Annotated in this window: 12 protein-coding genes; 5 read left to right on the top strand and 7 right to left on the bottom strand. The window is 40.8% G+C overall.

Going from position 1 to position 17,700, the window contains the following annotated elements:
• Positions 1-25 precede the first annotated feature (25 nt).
• The 5 genes from PFZ69_RS06305 to PFZ69_RS06325 form a co-directional block, all read right to left on the bottom strand.
• The gene (locus tag PFZ69_RS06305; protein ID WP_270180155.1) at positions 26-3,391 is read right to left on the bottom strand and encodes a hypothetical protein; all 3,366 of its coding nucleotides are present in this window, start codon (positions 3,389-3,391) and stop codon (positions 26-28) included.
• Between the two features lie 154 nt (positions 3,392-3,545).
• Positions 3,546-5,318, bottom strand: coding sequence for an ABC transporter ATP-binding protein (locus tag PFZ69_RS06310; RefSeq protein ID WP_270180156.1), 1,773 nt, complete (start codon positions 5,316-5,318; stop codon positions 3,546-3,548).
• Entirely contained in the window at positions 5,299-7,029 is a 1,731-nt protein-coding gene (locus PFZ69_RS06315) for an ABC transporter ATP-binding protein (RefSeq protein ID WP_270180157.1), read from the bottom strand. Before PFZ69_RS06315 ends, PFZ69_RS06310 begins: the two co-directional genes overlap by 20 nt.
• Positions 7,030-7,141: 112 nt before the next feature.
• On the bottom strand, positions 7,142-8,101 hold the full coding sequence (gene manA / locus PFZ69_RS06320) for a mannose-6-phosphate isomerase, class I (protein WP_270180158.1): 960 nt from the start codon (positions 8,099-8,101) through the stop codon (positions 7,142-7,144).
• 23 nt (positions 8,102-8,124) lie between these two features.
• A complete protein-coding gene (locus PFZ69_RS06325; RefSeq protein ID WP_270180159.1) occupies positions 8,125-9,030 on the bottom strand; it encodes an ROK family protein in 906 nt (301 codons plus the stop codon).
• A gap of 196 nt (positions 9,031-9,226) precedes the next feature.
• Here PFZ69_RS06325 and PFZ69_RS06330 point away from each other — a divergent pair, with 196 nt between their 5' ends.
• Both PFZ69_RS06330 and PFZ69_RS06335 read left to right on the top strand, forming a co-directional pair.
• The gene (locus PFZ69_RS06330; protein ID WP_270180160.1) at positions 9,227-9,814 is read left to right on the top strand and encodes a DUF5317 domain-containing protein; all 588 of its coding nucleotides are present in this window, start codon (positions 9,227-9,229) and stop codon (positions 9,812-9,814) included.
• A gap of 181 nt (positions 9,815-9,995) precedes the next feature.
• Complete coding sequence (locus PFZ69_RS06335; RefSeq protein WP_270180161.1) at positions 9,996-11,837, top strand: bifunctional diguanylate cyclase/phosphohydrolase; 1,842 nt, start codon at positions 9,996-9,998, stop codon at positions 11,835-11,837.
• A 39-nt stretch (positions 11,838-11,876) separates the two neighbouring features.
• Here PFZ69_RS06335 and pcp read toward each other — a convergent pair whose 3' ends face one another.
• Both pcp and galE read right to left on the bottom strand, forming a co-directional pair.
• On the bottom strand, positions 11,877-12,491 hold the full coding sequence (gene pcp / locus PFZ69_RS06340) for a pyroglutamyl-peptidase I (protein ID WP_270180162.1): 615 nt from the start codon (positions 12,489-12,491) through the stop codon (positions 11,877-11,879).
• A gap of 321 nt (positions 12,492-12,812) precedes the next feature.
• A complete protein-coding gene (gene galE / locus PFZ69_RS06345; protein ID WP_270180163.1) occupies positions 12,813-13,814 on the bottom strand; it encodes a UDP-glucose 4-epimerase GalE in 1,002 nt (333 codons plus the stop codon).
• Between the two features lie 316 nt (positions 13,815-14,130).
• Here galE and galU point away from each other — a divergent pair, with 316 nt between their 5' ends.
• From galU to PFZ69_RS06360, 3 genes are all read left to right on the top strand, one after another.
• Positions 14,131-15,021 (top strand): UTP--glucose-1-phosphate uridylyltransferase GalU, encoded by an 891-nt coding sequence (gene galU / locus PFZ69_RS06350; protein WP_270180164.1) that lies wholly within the window; start codon positions 14,131-14,133, stop codon positions 15,019-15,021.
• Between the two features lie 138 nt (positions 15,022-15,159).
• Positions 15,160-17,070, top strand: a complete 1,911-nt coding sequence (locus tag PFZ69_RS06355) for a LuxR C-terminal-related transcriptional regulator (protein ID WP_270180165.1) — start codon at positions 15,160-15,162, stop codon at positions 17,068-17,070.
• 1 nt (position 17,071) lies between these two features.
• Positions 17,072-17,653 (top strand): histidine phosphatase family protein, encoded by a 582-nt coding sequence (locus PFZ69_RS06360; RefSeq protein WP_270180166.1) that lies wholly within the window; start codon positions 17,072-17,074, stop codon positions 17,651-17,653.
• Positions 17,654-17,700: the final 47 nt, after the last annotated feature.

Here is a 17,700-nt window from a genome sequence, read left to right on the forward strand (position 1 = left end):
CTACGTAGCTGCCCTCCCTCTTCAATCATTTCCATTCTTTCCACTTGTTTCGTAGTTGCTCTTTCTTCACTTGCAACAGTGTGCTTCCATCGGCATCCTTTTTTTGCTTCTGCCATTCGTAAAAGCTTGCAACACTAATCAAGGTGAAACCTGCGATTAACAAGTATGCCCACCATGGCATATTACCCCAATACGGACGAGTTTGAATAAAGAGATTCAAAAGAAGAACACCTATTCCAATTAAGAAATAAGATTTGATCCTGAAGTAAAATCCACTTATAACTGATCCAAGAGATAACCCTCCCGCTATCAACGCATCGTAGATCGTGTTGCTTACAATAGCATCTGTTACGAGTATTGCTGCAACAATTGCAACAACAGTAAGCTCCACCCATTTCACAATATGCTCTTCCTTCTTCCACGTACTTTTCGAAAGAAACACAGTCAATCCGATCCATGGGAGAACATAGACTTCTGCTACAATATACTGATTGATCTCGATATGTTGAAGCAGCGTATAGTAAGGGATTAATAAGCTTACAGCACTTAAGCTCTGAACGATGCGTTTCGGATTCAAAGCCGGGACCCTTTTTATCTGTAGGAATACTAAGCTAACGATAAATAAAGCGCACATCTCTTCCGCCCAAAGTGGTGCCTGATTTGTATATTGAACAAGTGGTCCGACGAGTAACAACGCAGCAACCGTATACCAATCGATATGATTCGTAATCATCTCACTCGAACTGAAAGCGTATAGCTGTTTATGGATGAAAAGACCTGAACAAAGAAGCAAGAGACCTACCAATACATGTAGTACCATCTTTTCTTCTATTGCTTCAAAAGGTAAAAGCTGAACAAACAAGATAACATACAATAACGGAAAAATATTAAAAAGCTGCCATCTCGATTGATGCATCACATAAAGAAGCACACCTACATAGAGAATCGCTACGGTAAATGAAACAGCTGTTAACTCTTCTTGCAATGTAAATGGTACTAATCCAAGTAACGAAAATGGAACAGCATACCATTTGATCCGTTCTTTCCAACGAGCGTTTAACAGAAACCAAAGAGCAAACATAACTGCACTCGATGCAAAACCTGTATAAAGATAAACATCTTCAATTTGATAGTAATCTACTAATGACATATAGAAAAACGGGAGGATGGAGAAGCCTGCATATAGAAACGTGCGAACCTCCCACTCCTTCGTACGAGAAACAACACTGTAAAGGTAGATTAGTAAGGTGATCAAGAATAAGATCGGAACCCCAGTGTAGACTCCTACCGAATAATATAGGGCGAGTGGTAAATAGATATGTGCTAAATACACAAACGCATTTTGCACGTAAGGATTTTTCTTAACAATAAAATCTCCTACGATGATTAACACGATACTTCCTGGAATCCATTGATAAATTCCTTGAATCGGAAAGGCTTCAGCAACCGACAAGTATGTTCCTAACGTCGATAAACTAAGAAAATACCATAGCGATTCTTCGTTTGTTCTTTTAATTAGAAGGAACAAGAAAAGAATCGCACCAAGAAGCAATCCGCTTCGCGTGTATAATTCATTCGTTGAATATACGAGAAGGAATAGAAGTCCTGTCGTGTAAGCCGCCTGAGACGTCCAAAAAAAGCTAGCATGGAGTACAGATTTGTTTTTCCATAAAAATGATATCCCCATGAGAAGAGCAGCACTGACAGCTAAATGAAAAGACAGGCCAAATTCCTCTCGATATAAACCATTCTCAGCCCAAACAGGGTATAAACATAGAAAAGCAACCGCCCATGCAGATGGATAGCAAACGCTCGCAATAGCTCGAAGCCATCGTGGTTCTCCTTCATACACAATTGTTAAAAAGATGATTCCGATGATCCCCATCATACTAGCGTCGATGACCCACTTTTCTGCTAAAACTCCGACCAATACGGCTAGAGATATGGGACCGAACGACAGGAACAGGGCCCCAGACCTTATGACTTTTGTGTATCTCCACTTGTTCCAATAAAACCCTAAGAAGTATAGACTAAGACCCGTTATAAAAAGATGGAGAATAACAACCGTCACGGTCACATCAGTGTATAGTAAATTCAATGTGTATAGGCCTGCAGCCACAAGAAACAATGGTGCTAAAAAGCCAAAAACCTTCAGCTTAGATAGATTAGCAAGATAGATAAAATTCACACTGATCAACACGTATCCTGCTATGAGAAGCCAAGAAGGATCGTCGAAACGCAGCAATAATCCTTTGTAACTAATAAATAGAAAAGCAGCGATCGAAACGATGCCACTCGTAATCTGAAATGCTTTCTTCATATAGTTATCTTCAAACTTCTCAATCATCTGAAGGCCAATGAAAAGAAATCCGATAAGTGAGTAGAATAGTACATCGATTGACTCAAGAAACGAATTCTCGATGAGCTGGTAGATTCCGTAGACGAAAAGGACCGTAAATATAAAATGATATTCTTTTTGCTTCCCTATATACACCATCGATAAATATAGCGTCGCCGTTAATAAAACGTTAAAACTATAAAATACCGCTTGATCAAAGAATAAAAGCAGTAACAAGGTCGAAAGGACGAGGTTTCCTTGAAGATAAAGCGGTAGCTCACGTACAAATAGGTGACCCTCTGCTATCTTCCTCGTTCTTACATACATCAGGATTAATAATCCATTGAACAATACGATTCCAAAATAAAACGCATCGATCGTTGGATTGAATAGCTGAATGAAAAACGCCGTACCAATTGTAAGTCCTACATATGAAAACCATACGAACAACCTTGAGTTTTGTCTTATTGCCTGATAGCCGTATAGAGGTAAACAAATCAGCGTTCCAAGCAATCCAAGAAAGTATTTACCTTCACCGCTTATGGACAACCATGCGCCGAACAGTTGAAAGTAGCCCGCTGATAAGATAACGATCGGTAAAAACAAACTCCCAAGAACTAAAAAAGCAAATGCTGTTTTTTCAATCTTTAGCTTATGTCCACTCAGCCAGCTAATACCAAAGAAAAGGAGTGATACTGCAGCAATCAAACCAGTTTTGAGAGTAGAGGTTAGAGCTTCCCACGTACTCGTTGCAAGAACAAGTCCTCCTAGGAGAAGAAACACCACTCCGATGATGAGAATCCACGTAAGGTTCCGGTCACGTATCTCTTGAGCGGATCTCACCTTTTTCTGTTTCACCTTTTGTTTTGTCGGCTTTGGACGTTCTTCCAATATCTTCTCGGTAACTTCCTCACCCTCACGATGCTCCTCAAGCACTAAGAAACGCGTGTATGCCTCCGACACATGTTCGTAAGTACTCTCAGAAATGAATTCACTTTGTTTCAGCCTGCTTAACTCTCCTTTAAATGCAGCCTGTCGCTCCTTCTCATCCATGCGCCTCCCCCCTAACGGCAATATCTTCCTCTTTAATGATTCTATTTACTCATACCGCTTGTTATTTCGCAATAGTCTAAAAACGATCTGAAATACAAAAAACTGCCGCAGTTAATCGGCAGTTTCGTTGAGGTTCACGTTTCCTTCACAGCGCTCAAGCATTCTCTTGGATACCTGAAATCACCATTTCTTTATAAAATCCATCTTTCTTAAGCAGTTCTTCATGAGACCCTTTTTCAAGAATTTCCCCTTGATGTAACACAAGGATCTGATCTGCCCGCTGAATCGTATTCAATCGGTGGGCGATGACAAAGCTAGTTCTTCCTTCCATCAACTTCCACAGCGCTCGCTGGATCTGTATTTCTGTTCTCGTATCGATACTACTCGTGGCTTCGTCTAAAATTAAGATCGCAGGATCCGCTAGCACAGCCCGTGCAATCGATAATAACTGCCTTTGTCCATGGCTGATTCCTCCCCCATCTTGCTTTAGAACAGTGTGATATCCATTGGGGAGCTTCGAGATAAAGGAATGAGCATTCGCTATCCTCGCAGCATTTCTAACCTCTTCATCCGTTGCTTCTAACCGACCATAACGGATGTTTTCTAATATACTTTCTTCAAATAATAGCGTATCTTGCAAAACAAACCCCATATTACCTCGTAAACTATCTCTTGTTATTGACGTGATCTCTTTTCCGTCAATTTCAATCGTTCCTTCATCAATCTCATAAAATCTCATGAGTAAGTTTACGATCGTTGTTTTGCCAGCTCCAGTCGGTCCAACGATCGCTACTGATTCACCTGGTTGTGCCGAGAAGGTTATGCCCTTCAGCGTATCTTGGTCTTTTTCATATCCAAACGAAACCCCTCGAAAAGAAACGTGACCCACTACGTCTGTTAATACAGTTGCGTCATTGCGATCTCTTTGTTCTTCCTTTTCATCCAGAACTACAAAAACCCTTTCAGCCCCAGCAACTGCAGAGAGTATCGTATTAAACTGATTCGCTAGATCATTTAAAGGTCTTGTAAACTGTCTTGAATACTGAATGAAAGCAACGATTACTCCGATTGTGACTAACCCTTCAAGCGCAAGCCACCCTCCTGCTGCTGCGATCAATACGAAGCTTAAATTGTTCAACACGTTCATTAGCTTTGGAATAAAACCTGAATATGTTAATGCCCAAAAGCCTGATTTTCGCAACTCTTCACTTTCTTTTGCAAACTGCTTTTTCACTCTTTCTTCTTGTGAAAAAGTTTTTACGATCTGTTGACCTGAAATCGTTTCTTCGATGACGCCGTTTAACGTTCCCAAATTACGCTGCTGTTCTTTAAAATAATATCCAGTACGCTTCGTTATCCATTTCATACCAAGGAACATGAGAGGAATGATTGTAAACGTGATTAAGGTTAGCAGCGGACTCAACCAAATCATGATAGCTACTGTACCGATCAATGTTAAAACACTAGAGAAGATTTGAATGACGGAGCTGTTTAACGTTTTGCTTACATTCTCGATATCATTCGTTAGCCGGCTCATAAGCTCGCCGTGTGTCTTCTTATCAAAATAAGGAATAGGAAGGCGCTGGAAGTGATGAAAAAGATCTTTTCTCATATATAAAACCGTTTTTTGTGCGATGCCGATCATCCAGAAATTCTGTAAATAGGTGACGATCGACTGAAGAAAATAAATTCCGATCAACACGAATAGAAGAGGTAGCAGACCATTTAAGTCCCCCTTAACTAAATAATCGTCGATCGCCACACTAGTTAAGTAAGGACCGAGTAGACCAAAGACCGAGCTCATCAGAACAAGCAAAAGGACCAAAGATAGGAGACCTTTCTTCACAGATAGATAGCTCCAGATTCTTTTCATAGTTCCTTTTATGTCATCAGGCCTCTTCTTACTTTTAAGATGTCCTCTCGGCATGATCTACCTCCTCACCGTACTGCGAAGAATAAATATCCTGGTACGTTTCATTCTCACTTAGCAGCCTCATGTGTGTGCCCTTCCCTGCCACTTCTCCATCGTCGAGCACGATGATTTGATCGGCATCTTTCACAGAACTTATCTTCTGTGCGATCAGTAAGATGAGCCCTTGAAATTTACTGTTTCTAAGAGAGTCTTGTAATTTCGCTTCAGTTTTTAAATCCAGTGCACTGGTGCTATCATCTAGAATTAATATTTCAGGATTTCGAATGAGAGCTCTCGCAATAGACAGCCGTTGTTTTTGACCGCCTGAGAGATTGACACCTTTTTGACCGAGCTCAGTTTCATACTTCTTTGGAAGCGTCATAATAAACTCGTGAATTTGAGCTGTTTTTGCAGCCTCGACGATTTCTTCCATCGTTGCATCCTCTTTGCCCCACCGAATGTTTTCACCGATCGTATCACTGAAAAGCATCACTTCTTGAGGAACGACTCCAATCGCTCTTCTAAGCTCTTCAACCTGTATTTCGTTTAAATGGACTCCGTTCCATTTGATTTCACCTGAATCTGGTTCGTAAAGGCGTGGGATAAGCTGTATTAGCGAAGTCTTCCCAGTCCCTGTAGAACCTAAAATACCAATGAATTGCCCTCGCTTTAAACTAAAAGTAATATCCTTTAACACCTTTGTATCAGGGTATGAGAAATGGATGTTCGAAAATTCTAATGTGCGTAGAGGCAACGACAAAGGCTTGCTAGAACCCTGAGTATCTGTCTCCGTCGCAAAGACCTCATCCATACGATGAACAGAAGCTCTAGCACGTGAAAGAATCATTAAGATGAAAGAAAACATCGAGAGCGCAACCGTTATCCGTGTGCCATAGGTAATGATAGCAGCAACATCTCCAACTCTCGTACTTCCACCGATAATTTTGACCCCTCCAAACCAAATAACAGCTACGATCGCAATGTTCATAATGATCAATAATACGGGTGTCGCTAGTTCGATCAGTCGTAAAGAAGCCACGTTTCGGTCAAACAGATCGTCATTCACTACTTTGAACCGATCTTGTTCGTATCTGCTTCGCCTTAGCGCTTTTATTAAACGAATGCCTACTAAATTCTCTCTCATCACGCCGTTCACTCGATCAAGCTTCTCCTGCACGAGTGCGAATAAAGCGATTCCTTTTTTCATGACATAAAAGAGAAAGGCGATAACGATCGGTATAGCGACCGTTAACAAAAGAGCAATTTGCCAATCTACAATAAGAGCCATCACGATCCCCCCTACAACAAGAAGAGGTGCTCTCACCATAATTCGAAGTCCCATAAAAATAACGAGCTGGACCTGGTTCACATCATTCGTAAGCCTTGTGATAAGAGAAGATGTTGGAAAACGATTGAAATCGATAAAAGAGAACGATTGAATCTTTTCAAACAGCGCCTCCCTCAAATCATACGCGAATTGCTGACTGACATAAGAGGCAAGGTACGTATTGATGATCGAGGTAATAAAAGAAAAAATCGTAAGACCGAGCATGAATAGCCCGACTGATTTAATGACAGATAGGTCCCTCTCTATAATGCCGTTATCGATGATGTCGGCCATTAATAGAGGTAACCACAGTTCGACCGCTAGCTCCACAAGCATTAGTAAAGCAGCGATGATCGCAGCCTTACGATAAGGATAAATAAAAGAAAAAATTTTGCGCATGACCCCTCCAAAACACTCTGACATCTCTTACACTTTACCATATTTTTCAGAATATTTAGGGCTACGAAAATTATGACACCAAAAAAAAGAAACCGGCTAAAAAGCCGATCCCTTACCTATTACTTTTAGAAACCATCAGTTCGAGCTCACCCTCAAGTTCAAACTCATTCATAGTCGATGGGATGATAAAATGATCTCCTTGTTTTATAAAGTGTGAAGAACCTCCTGAAGAAATTTCACCTTCACCACTCAATACGCTTACTAATAAGTAGCGCGCATCCAGTTTATTCGTAAATACCCCATCGATCTCCCAATGATACACTGTAAAATAAGTAGAGTCGATGAGCTTTGTTTGCCTTAATCCTTCTTGATTTGAAACGATTGGTTCAAACTCAGGATCACGATGAGGGATTGTAGAAACTTCTTTGGATCTCTCGATATGAAGCTCGCGCTTATTGCCCTGATCATCCGTACGATCATAGTCATAAACACGATACGTCGTATCAGAACTCTGTTGCGTTTCAAGAATCATCGTTCCTGCTCCAATCGCATGGATCGTACCACTCGGAACAAAATAGAATTGCCCTGGCTCGATCGGAACACGTCGAAGCAAGCTATCCCACTCTCCATTATCGATCATCTCTGTAAACTCCGATTTTGTTTTAGCATGGTGACCAAAGATAAGCTCAGCACCAGGGTCACAATCGATGATATACCAGCATTCCGTCTTACCGTATGCTTCATTTTCAACGTTCCTCGCGTATGTATCGTCGGGATGAACCTGTACAGATAAATCACGATTTGCATCCAAAATTTTCACTAATAATGGAAAGTGATCTCCCTCTTCATCTCCGAATAAATTTCGATGTTCATCCCATACGTTGTTCAATGTTTGACCTTCGAGAGGTCCGTTCTTAATTTCACATGGTCCATTCTGATGAGCGGAAATCCCCCAGCATTCACCAGTTGTTTCAGACGGGATATCATAGCCAAAAATATCATTAAGCTTAGTGCCACCCCAGATTCGATCTTTGAATTCAGGCTTTAGAAAAAGCGGTTCATGTTGATACACAATTATTCCTCCTCATTTTGTTCTTAGTTCTTTTCGTTTATTCCAGCCATAGCAGCTCCAATCAATCCTGCATGATCTCCTAGGACCGCAGGCTTGATGACTACTTTTCCACGTAACCCTTCATATAGATAGCCGTCCACTTTTTTTCTAAGGAGCGAGAACAGCTCGTTTTGGGCATTCATTACGCCTCCACCAAGGATAAATACTGATGGGTCAAGTGTATGAACAAGGTTTGCGATTCCGATGGCAAGTGCATCCATCGCTTCACTTATGATCGCGATAGCAGCTTGGTTCCCTTCATCCGCCATGGCGAAGACCTCTTTTGCTCCGCCCTCAATTCCAAGCCTCGCCTTGCCCTCTCTACCGATTGCAGTTCCAGAAGCCAATGCTTCGAGGGAACCTGCATTCATATTAGCATGCTTCGGACCATTCGGCTTGATGATCATGTTTCCGATTTCTGCACCATAGCCATGTTCTCCTTGCACGATCTTATTCTGTAACACGTATCCTCCGCCTACTCCAGTACTGACCGTAATGTAAAAGGAACTTTGTTTGCCCTTTCCCGCTCCATACATCGCTTCACCTAGAGCAGCGGCGTCAGCATCATTTATTAGGAGAGTTGGAATACTCACTTCTTTCTGAACGATTTCCGTAATCGGAACATCCTTCCACCCTGGCAGGTTAGGTGGTGACATAACGATACCGTCGAAAGGATTTAACGGTCCAGGTGACCCAATCCCTATTGTTTCTACTTTATAAGTATCGGTCAACTCTTTTATCAAGTCGATCATTCTTGCGATAATAGAAGTGTAGCCAGACGTCGCGATCGTAGGGATTTGCATGACTTGAAGTAAATGTCCTTGTTCATCTGTTACGCCAACTCGAAGGTTCGTTCCTCCTAAATCTATACCCATATAGTAGTTTCCCAAAATATCCCCTCCTGCCATTTCTTATTTTTATATGCTACCATGAATTGCGAAAAGATATAGCACGTATTTACAATTCTTTCATTAACCATCACACATCGTCATAAATTGCTAAATTTTGAAAAATTTCTAGGAATTTCGTTGACTACTAGTAGTGCTCTGATAAACTATTATTAAACTAACAAATTAGGTGACAAACATGGTATTTGACGGTATTTTACTAGCCATTCTCATTGGTTTCCTAAGAAAAGGGAGCTTAAAAGGCTTTGCGTATTTATCCTTCCGCGCTGGGTGGATATTCCCACTCTTACTTCTGATCGAGATAGGAATTTTTGTCTATCAATCTTCCTATGCATGGATTGGAAAGTATAGTGGAGTACTATTTATGCTGATCTACATCGTCGGCATGGCTTTTCTGTGGTTAAACCGCAAGATGAACATTGGTATTCCAATCCTATTGCTAGGTGTATTACTAAACTTTATCGTCATGGCACTGAATGGCGGTCGAATGCCAGTATCACTAGAAGCTGCTGCCATATTAGATCCTGCATATGCAAGCGCTATCCAAAACGGGTTATATGGAAAGCATGCAGTCCTTACCGATTCAACGTTACTAGGATTCCTTGGCGATGTGATACCAATAACCGACCCTTATCCAAAAGATCAGGTGATCAGCTTTGGCGACATCGTCATGAATATAGGTATTTTTATCTTTATACAGCGAGTCATGGTAAAGAATCGACATCCAGAAGGTTCATCTTCCGCGACTAAGACGCTGTCTACTTAAAGGAGGTGACAGCATGGAAAGAAAAGAAGGCATTAAGCTAACTGGTATCATCGTTAATATTGCTATTATTTCTACCGCCTTAATCGCATTAACTTCTGGATTTAAATTAGTTTAATTGATGAAGAGGAGCACCCCGTGCTCCTCCAACTTCAAACTAAATTTAAATGAGAGTGGTGGAAACATGAAGGGCATATTTCAAAATAACAACTACCTAGTGAACGTATACCTTAGCGCGGTATCTGTTGCTGGAATCTTATTATACATCTCAAGCTACTCTATGACGCCACTTAAATGGAGTCTGGCCTTCACGTTTATTACTGCGATTCTCCTCCTAAATCACTATACGATTTTGTTGCCTCCAAGCGGTAACTCCTTATCTATGGATTCAGCGATTTACCTGGCAATTCTGTTTGTATTTGGTTTAGATATGTCGCTAACAATCTTACTATTCACTTCTCTTATCTATGCTGTGTATCAAAAGCAAGTCGTTTGGTGGAAACACCTCTTTAACTTCTCGATCTACGTTATCATGATCGTCAGCACGTATCATTCTTTTTTATTAACCGGTGGAGAACTCAGTTCAATAACGGTTTTAAATATTTCTTCATACCTTGCGTCTTTTAGCGTTTACTTTCTCTTAAACGTATTATTTATCGGTCTATTTTTTCTTTTAACTCAAACTCAGAGCTTATTCATGGTGATTAAAGGAATGCTAAAAGAAACAATATCAAGCTATCTGATCACCCTCGTACTTTCATTGATACTTGTATTATTAATGAAGCAACAGGTGTTTCTGGGTATTTTTCTATTTACGCTCGTAGCGATCCTTTTATCTGTCTCATTTAAACAGTACTTTCAGCTTTACCAGGAAGTTTCAGAGAAGGCAGATATGGATCACTTAACGGAATTATATAACCATGGTTATTTTAAGAATTTATTAGAAAAAGAGATCGATAAAGCTAAACGATCAGGGGAGGCTCTTTCACTCGGCCTATTGGATTTAGATGATTTTAAGAAATACAATGATCTTCACGGTCACTTGCAGGGTGATCGTTTACTCAAGCATTTCGGTGCTGAAATGAAGAGGATGGCCAAGTCAGATTTCACTGTGGCAAGATATGGCGGCGAAGAATTCGCGGTGTTGATGCCTGGGCTATCTCAGCTAGAAGCTTATCGTTTTATTAATCAGCTGAGAAAACAAGTCAACGATATCTACTTTGAAGGAGTCGAGGTTCTCCCTCATGGCTGCCTATCTTTCTCAGCAGGCGTGATCGAATACAGCCTTGAGCTCTATAATTCAACTGAAATGATTGAAAAAGCCGATCAGGCGATGTACTTTGCGAAAACAAAAGGAAAGAATAACGTGTCCCTCTACGATACTGAAAATCTTCCTGTGGACACGTTTCAATATCAACAGGAAATGGACCACCTTGAACAGCAGCTGCGTATCTTTTTATATAAAGACGTCTATACGTATCGTCACAGTAGACGAGTTTATGAGTATGCCATTCAATTCAGCAACAAGTTAAACCTGAATATGGCAGACCGCAAAACGCTCATTATGGGAGCTCTTATACATGATATAGGAAAGTTAGAAATCCCGAGAGATGTGATCAATAAAAAAGGGAAGCTTACAAAAGAAGAATGGGAAATGGTTCAAAAGCACGTGATCTGGGGAAGAGAAATCGTTTCTACCGACCGAGAGCTTCACGACCTGCTGCCTCTTGTCGAACTGCATCATGAACGCTTCGATGGAAAGGGATATCCATATGGAATGAGCGGCTATGAGATTCCTAGACTCGTTCGTATGCTGACTGTAATCGACTCGTTCGATGCAATGACAACCGAACGACCTTATCAGGAAACGAAATCTTTCTCGGAAGCAATCGATGAATTAAAGAGTTGTTCAGGGTCTCAATTTGATCCACAGCTTGTTGAAGCTTTCATCGAAGTGATCGAAGAGTCTCCAACACTAGATACGGGTAAGATTGACCAGGAACAGCCTGTACAGGCAAACCCATAAAAAAAGCAGAGCATGAGCGCTCTGCTTTTTTTATATTTTTTAAACTTTTGCTTCTGCTATCGTATTGATCATGATTCGAATGGAATCTCGAATACTATTGAACGGAAACCCTGTATGAGCAGAATGGTGTAACGTCATTTCAAAAGTCGGTGGCACATGCACGAATCCTGCTGGCGTCTCGATGTTATTCTGTTCAAGAACATGGAGCACACTGTACATAACGTTATTACATAAGTAAGTCCCTGCCGTATTAGAAATCTCTGCAGGTATTCCATTTTGCAAGAGAGCATCCGTCATTCGTTTGATAGGCAACGTTGAAAAGTATGCGGCTGGGCCGCCTTCTACAATTGGTTCATCTTCAGGAGCGTTCCCTGTGTTGTCCTCAACACTATCGTTCACATTGATCGCAATTCGTTCAGGTGTAATCTTTGTACGATCTGCGGCTAAACCAAGCATGATGATCGCACTTGGCTTACATTCTTCCACATACGTGAGCAATCTTTCAGAAGCCTGTTTAAAATCGACTGGCAATACACGCCCGATAATCTCAAATCCTCCGACCATTTCTTCATCCATCTCACGAACAATTGATTCAGTAGGGTTATGTCGATGTTCAAGAAAAGGTTCAAACCCTGTTAATAATAACCTATCCATTCTATTCGCCCCTTTCATATTGGGGTCAGGCACTTACCAGTCCCCCAATAAATAAAATTAAGAAAACAAGTGAAAGGCCTACAAGAAACGTAATTCCCAGCTTTCGTATAGCAGGCGGGAATCGTTCCGTCATCGGAACTCGAATAAGAAAGATTAAAATTGCTAAAGAAAGGATTAGTAGCAGAAAGTATCCCAATACTCTAACACCACCGTTTCATTCTTACTACTATACCTTCCTCTTCCCCATTACATTTAGTTTTAATCGGGTATAAAAAAAGTCATGCAAACCTACGCATGACCTTCGTACTATTATGTCAAACTCTACAATGAAACGTGATTTTTCTTATACCCTTGAGGGTGGTGCTGGTGCCAATTCCATGCATGCTCAACAATTTGTTGAAGCTCTGGATATACAGGCTGCCATCCGAGTTGCTCGATCGCTTTTTGAGACGATGCGATCAATATAGCGGGATCACCTGCACGACGAGGCGCTTCTTCTGCTACTATCGCTGTTTGGGTTACATTCCGGCATGTGTCGATCACTTCTTTTACAGTGAAGCCTTTTCCATTCCCTAGGTTAAAAATCGCACTCTCATCAGTTGTCTTCATTCGCTTCAACGCTAGGTAATGCGCTTGAGCAAGATCTAACACGTGAATGTAGTCTCTGACGCATGTGCCATCCTTTGTCGGATAGTCACTACCAAAGATTGAAACTTTCTCACGTTGTCCAAGAGCAGCTTGAAGAACGATCGGAATCAAGTGAGATTCAGGATCATGATCTTCTCCAATACGCCCTTCAGGATCAGCACCTGCTGCATTAAAATACCTAAGCGATGTAGATTTCAAACCATAAGCCTCATCACACCAGCGAAGCATGTTTTCAATGGCGAGTTTTGTTTCCCCATACGGATTCGTCGGAACCGTAGGATCACTCTCTTCGATCGGTGTTCTCTTAGGGTTTCCATAAGTTGCGGCAGTTGAAGAGAAAACGATGTACTTCACTTGATGCAGAACGAGCTTAGAAACAAGAGCATGAGATCCAGTCACATTGTTACGGTAGTATTCTAATGGATTTGCTACGCTCTCCCCGACAAGTGAACTCGCAGCAAAGTGAATAACGGAATCAATGTCGTGATCATTGAAAATTTGATCTAAAACTTTTCCATCTGTTAAATCTGCTTGGTAAAAAGGAACGTCTGTAAAAGCTTCTGCATGCCCCTTCGATAAATTGTCGAGTACAACGACTTCTTCTCCTTGCTCTTTTAAATACATAACAGTATGACTACCTATGTATCCTGCTCCCCCGGTTACTAAAATTGCCATTTTTTATCCCCTCCATCATCATAGTACCTGTTATCTCGCGTCGAATCTACACGTTATTTCCCGGAAAATAGTAAAAATTATTATAAGGGCTCTTGAATCCAACAAATACTGACTATGAACTCTCTTAAATTACAAAACGAATAAAGGAACATAGGTAATGGCGTCGAAATTAGTTTTAGGCAAGATTTTATTAATTCGACTTTAGAAACTTCACCAAGAAAAAACAGGAAAATCCAACTAATTTATGTTAGTATGGAAAAGGAATTTATAGGGAAATAGAAACATAAATTAACTAGATATTGGGAGGAATTCCAACGTGAGAGTGAGAAAAGCGATCATACCTGCAGCTGGTCTTGGAACACGTTTTTTACCAGCTACCAAAGCACAACCTAAAGAAATGCTGCCAATCGTTGATAAACCTACAATTCAATATATTGTAGAAGAAGCTGTCGCGGCTGGTATTGAAGATATTATTATCGTTAGTGGCCGTGGAAAGCGTGCAATCGAGGATCATTTTGATAAGTCCTATGAACTTGAAGAAACGCTTACTAAGAAACAAAAAACAAAGATGCTGAATGAAGTTAAAGAAATCTCTAACCTTGCAAACATTCATTACATACGCCAAAAAGAACCTAAAGGGCTAGGTCATGCGATTAATTGTGCTAGCCGGTTTATCGGAAACGAGCCATTTGCGGTTCTTCTTGGAGATGACATCGTGCGATCTGAGAAACCATGTATCGGGCAATTGATGGAAAGCTACAACAGATACCGAACGTCGATTGTTGGAGTTCAACAAGTTCCTAGTGAAGACGTTTCTAAATACGGTGTCATCGCACCAAAAGGAGAACAAATCGATAACGGCATCATTCCAATCCAATCTCTCGTTGAGAAGCCAGCATTAGAAGAAGCACCTTCTAATTATGCGATACTCGGCCGTTATATTCTCACACCTGAAATCTTCTCGATCCTCGATACACAGACAACCGGTGCTGGTGGAGAAATCCAGTTAACCGATGCGATCAAACGATTGAACGAACAACAAGCCGTATTTGCTCATGAATTCGACGGCATGCGTTACGACGTTGGAGATAAATTCGGTTTTATCAAGGCAACGATCGACTTCGCTTTATATCGTCCTGAACTTCGAGAGGATGTTATGAACTACTTGAAACAAGTAGTCGAACAAGAACTCGCTACAAAGAAATAATGAAATCCGCATTCCATTCTCGGAATGCGGATTTTTAAAACTTCGATAAGATTTGCACGCTTTGCAGGAATATTGCTAATTCATACGAAAGTATAGTATTTATATACTTTCGTATGCAAAATTATTCAACGGGGCGTGATGATACATATGCTGGAAGATTTACCGAACGTTCAAAAGGGTTTTAACCATTCTACATTCAGTCCGATTACGATTTCAAGAGAGAATGAAATCGACACTTTTCATAGATTATTAGTAGGAAAAAGCAGCGGAATCCTTTCGATACATGGTCACTCTGGGACAGGTAAGAGTGAATTACTTATGCACTTCCGTTTAAAAGCACGACGGAACGGAACACCTTTCTACCTCGTGAATGCCCAATACACAAGAGCTGACCCAACTTCATTTTTACACGCATTACTCGAGCAAATGGGGCCAGCTTCTCCTTCTGTTTCACCACTTGAGGCGATCTTCATGCACATTCAACACCTTGAGAAAGAGGGAATTCGCACGGTTATCGCCATTGACTCATATGAACATTATGAAAAGCTAGATGAATGGTTTCGACAGTCCTTTCTCCCCTCCCTACCTTCATCGATCATTTTCATTTTTTGTGGAAGAAAACCACTTAATACTTATTGGAAATCTTCTATATGGCACCCTTTTATTAACTCGATCGAGCTTCGTTCGTTAACGTATGAGCAATTTCAACTTATGATCAAGACGTCAACAGATGGTTATTTACAGAAAATTTGGCACCACTCGAAAGGAAACCCTTTTGCCATCTCACACCTTGTCTATTCCTCTAATACAGCTCTTAAACTAGATGAAAAACTCGTACAAGAAACCTATCAGTATGTAGTGCGAGAATGGATGAGAGAAGTTACGGACGATAAGATGGTGCCTTATATAGAGGCAGCTGTATTTGGAATTCAGATTTACCAGGAAAAGATAGAAGCGATTCTTACAACCTCCTTATCTAGAAGAGAGTTCGAGCGTCTCACCTCATATTCTTTTGTTAAAGAAACCGCGGATGGTTGGAAACTTCATCCTCTTTTCCAAAACGCTTTGAAAACAGACCTAATGAAACGAAAACCAACTTATTATCATGAATTATGGAAAAACGCGCTGATGTATTGTCGGAAATTCATCGAACAAAACGACCACCTGATTAGAATCAATGAGGTCAATGATTTTTTCTATCTTTTAAAAGATCGGATGATTCATTCTTCGCCGTTCAACAATGAAAATATTTCGATGTATTCTCTCACCTCAGCTCAACAAGAGGACTGGAGTGACATTCATTCTTTCCTTGATAAAGATAAAGAGCGCTTCTCGAAAGGTTCTTACATAACAAAGGAATCACTTGATGACATCGGATTACAACACATTAAACTTCTTAGAAATGAAAAAGGGGTCGTGCGAGGGATGACCGTTACGATTCCGATTCAATCAACTACGATAGATTTATTAAAAGAAAGCTTCGTCACTCGAAGCTACTTTTCAAAGTTGTCAAATACTGAAGAAAAACGAATCCGCCATGCTAGTGAGCCATGCGGTTGGGTTATCCGATACCTCGATGTGAAAGATAAAAGCCAAGAAGACGAGCTGTACGCATTGCTTTATCATCTCCTTCCGCTTGTATTGACCGAAGGAATACTCGTTGCTTCTACCCCTGTCGTCTACTTTCAGAACCTTCTCGAACAATTTAACTTTGAAGAAATTCCTGAAGCATCTCACGATGATTACGGAATGCACGCACGTTCGAAAACGTACGAGCTCGACTTAAAAAACAAGCGTTTATCTCAGTATCTTGATAATTTCGCACGCGCGATCGGCGTGTCATTCAATCAGACGCCGTTGGATCGCTATGGATTCACTCCTCGTGAAAAAGAAGTAGCCAATCTCGTCATCGAAGGGAAATCAAATGCGAGAATTGCGAATGAACTATCTTTAACTGAAATCACGGTAAAAAAACACCTAACTCGAATTTATGCAAAGCTTCATGTAAAAAACCGAACAGAACTAACAAAACGAATATTAGGAGGCTAGTATGGAGCGCACAACAATCTATTTAGTGCGTCATGCACATTCTACCTACACGCCAGATGAGTATGGTCGTGGACTTTCACAAAAAGGGACTGCTGACGCGAATAAAGTAACGGAATTAATGACGGAACATCAAGTGGACGTGGTGCTTTCGAGCCCTTATCGTCGTGCGATTGCTACTGTTGAAGGAATCGCAAAAGAGATCGGTCAAGATGTGATCGTAGTTGAGAATCTAAAAGAGCGCCTTTTAGCTGGAAACCCTGTAGAGGACTTTAATGCAGCGATCAATGCGGTTTGGAGCGACGAAACATTCTCATTCGTTGGAGGAGAGTCGAATGTGGATGCCCGTCGAAGAGGAGTACAAGAATTAAAGAGAATTCTTCGTACGTATGAAGGTAAGAACGTGGTAATCGGTACTCACGGAAATATTATGGTGTTACTCATGAGTTATTTTGACGATCGTTATGATGTAACGTTCTGGAAGAGTCTTGATATGCCTGATATTTACAAACTATCATTTCACGCGGAAGACCTTGATCATGTAGAAAGAATATGGAGTGCACCACAAAAACAAACAACCTCATAATCGACACCAAACCCCCGTTTTGAAAGAGAGCATACTCTTTTAAAACG

Source organism: Alkalihalobacillus sp. CinArs1 (assembly GCF_947387515.1).
Taxonomy (GTDB): Bacteria; Bacillota; Bacilli; order Bacillales; family Guptibacillaceae; genus Guptibacillus.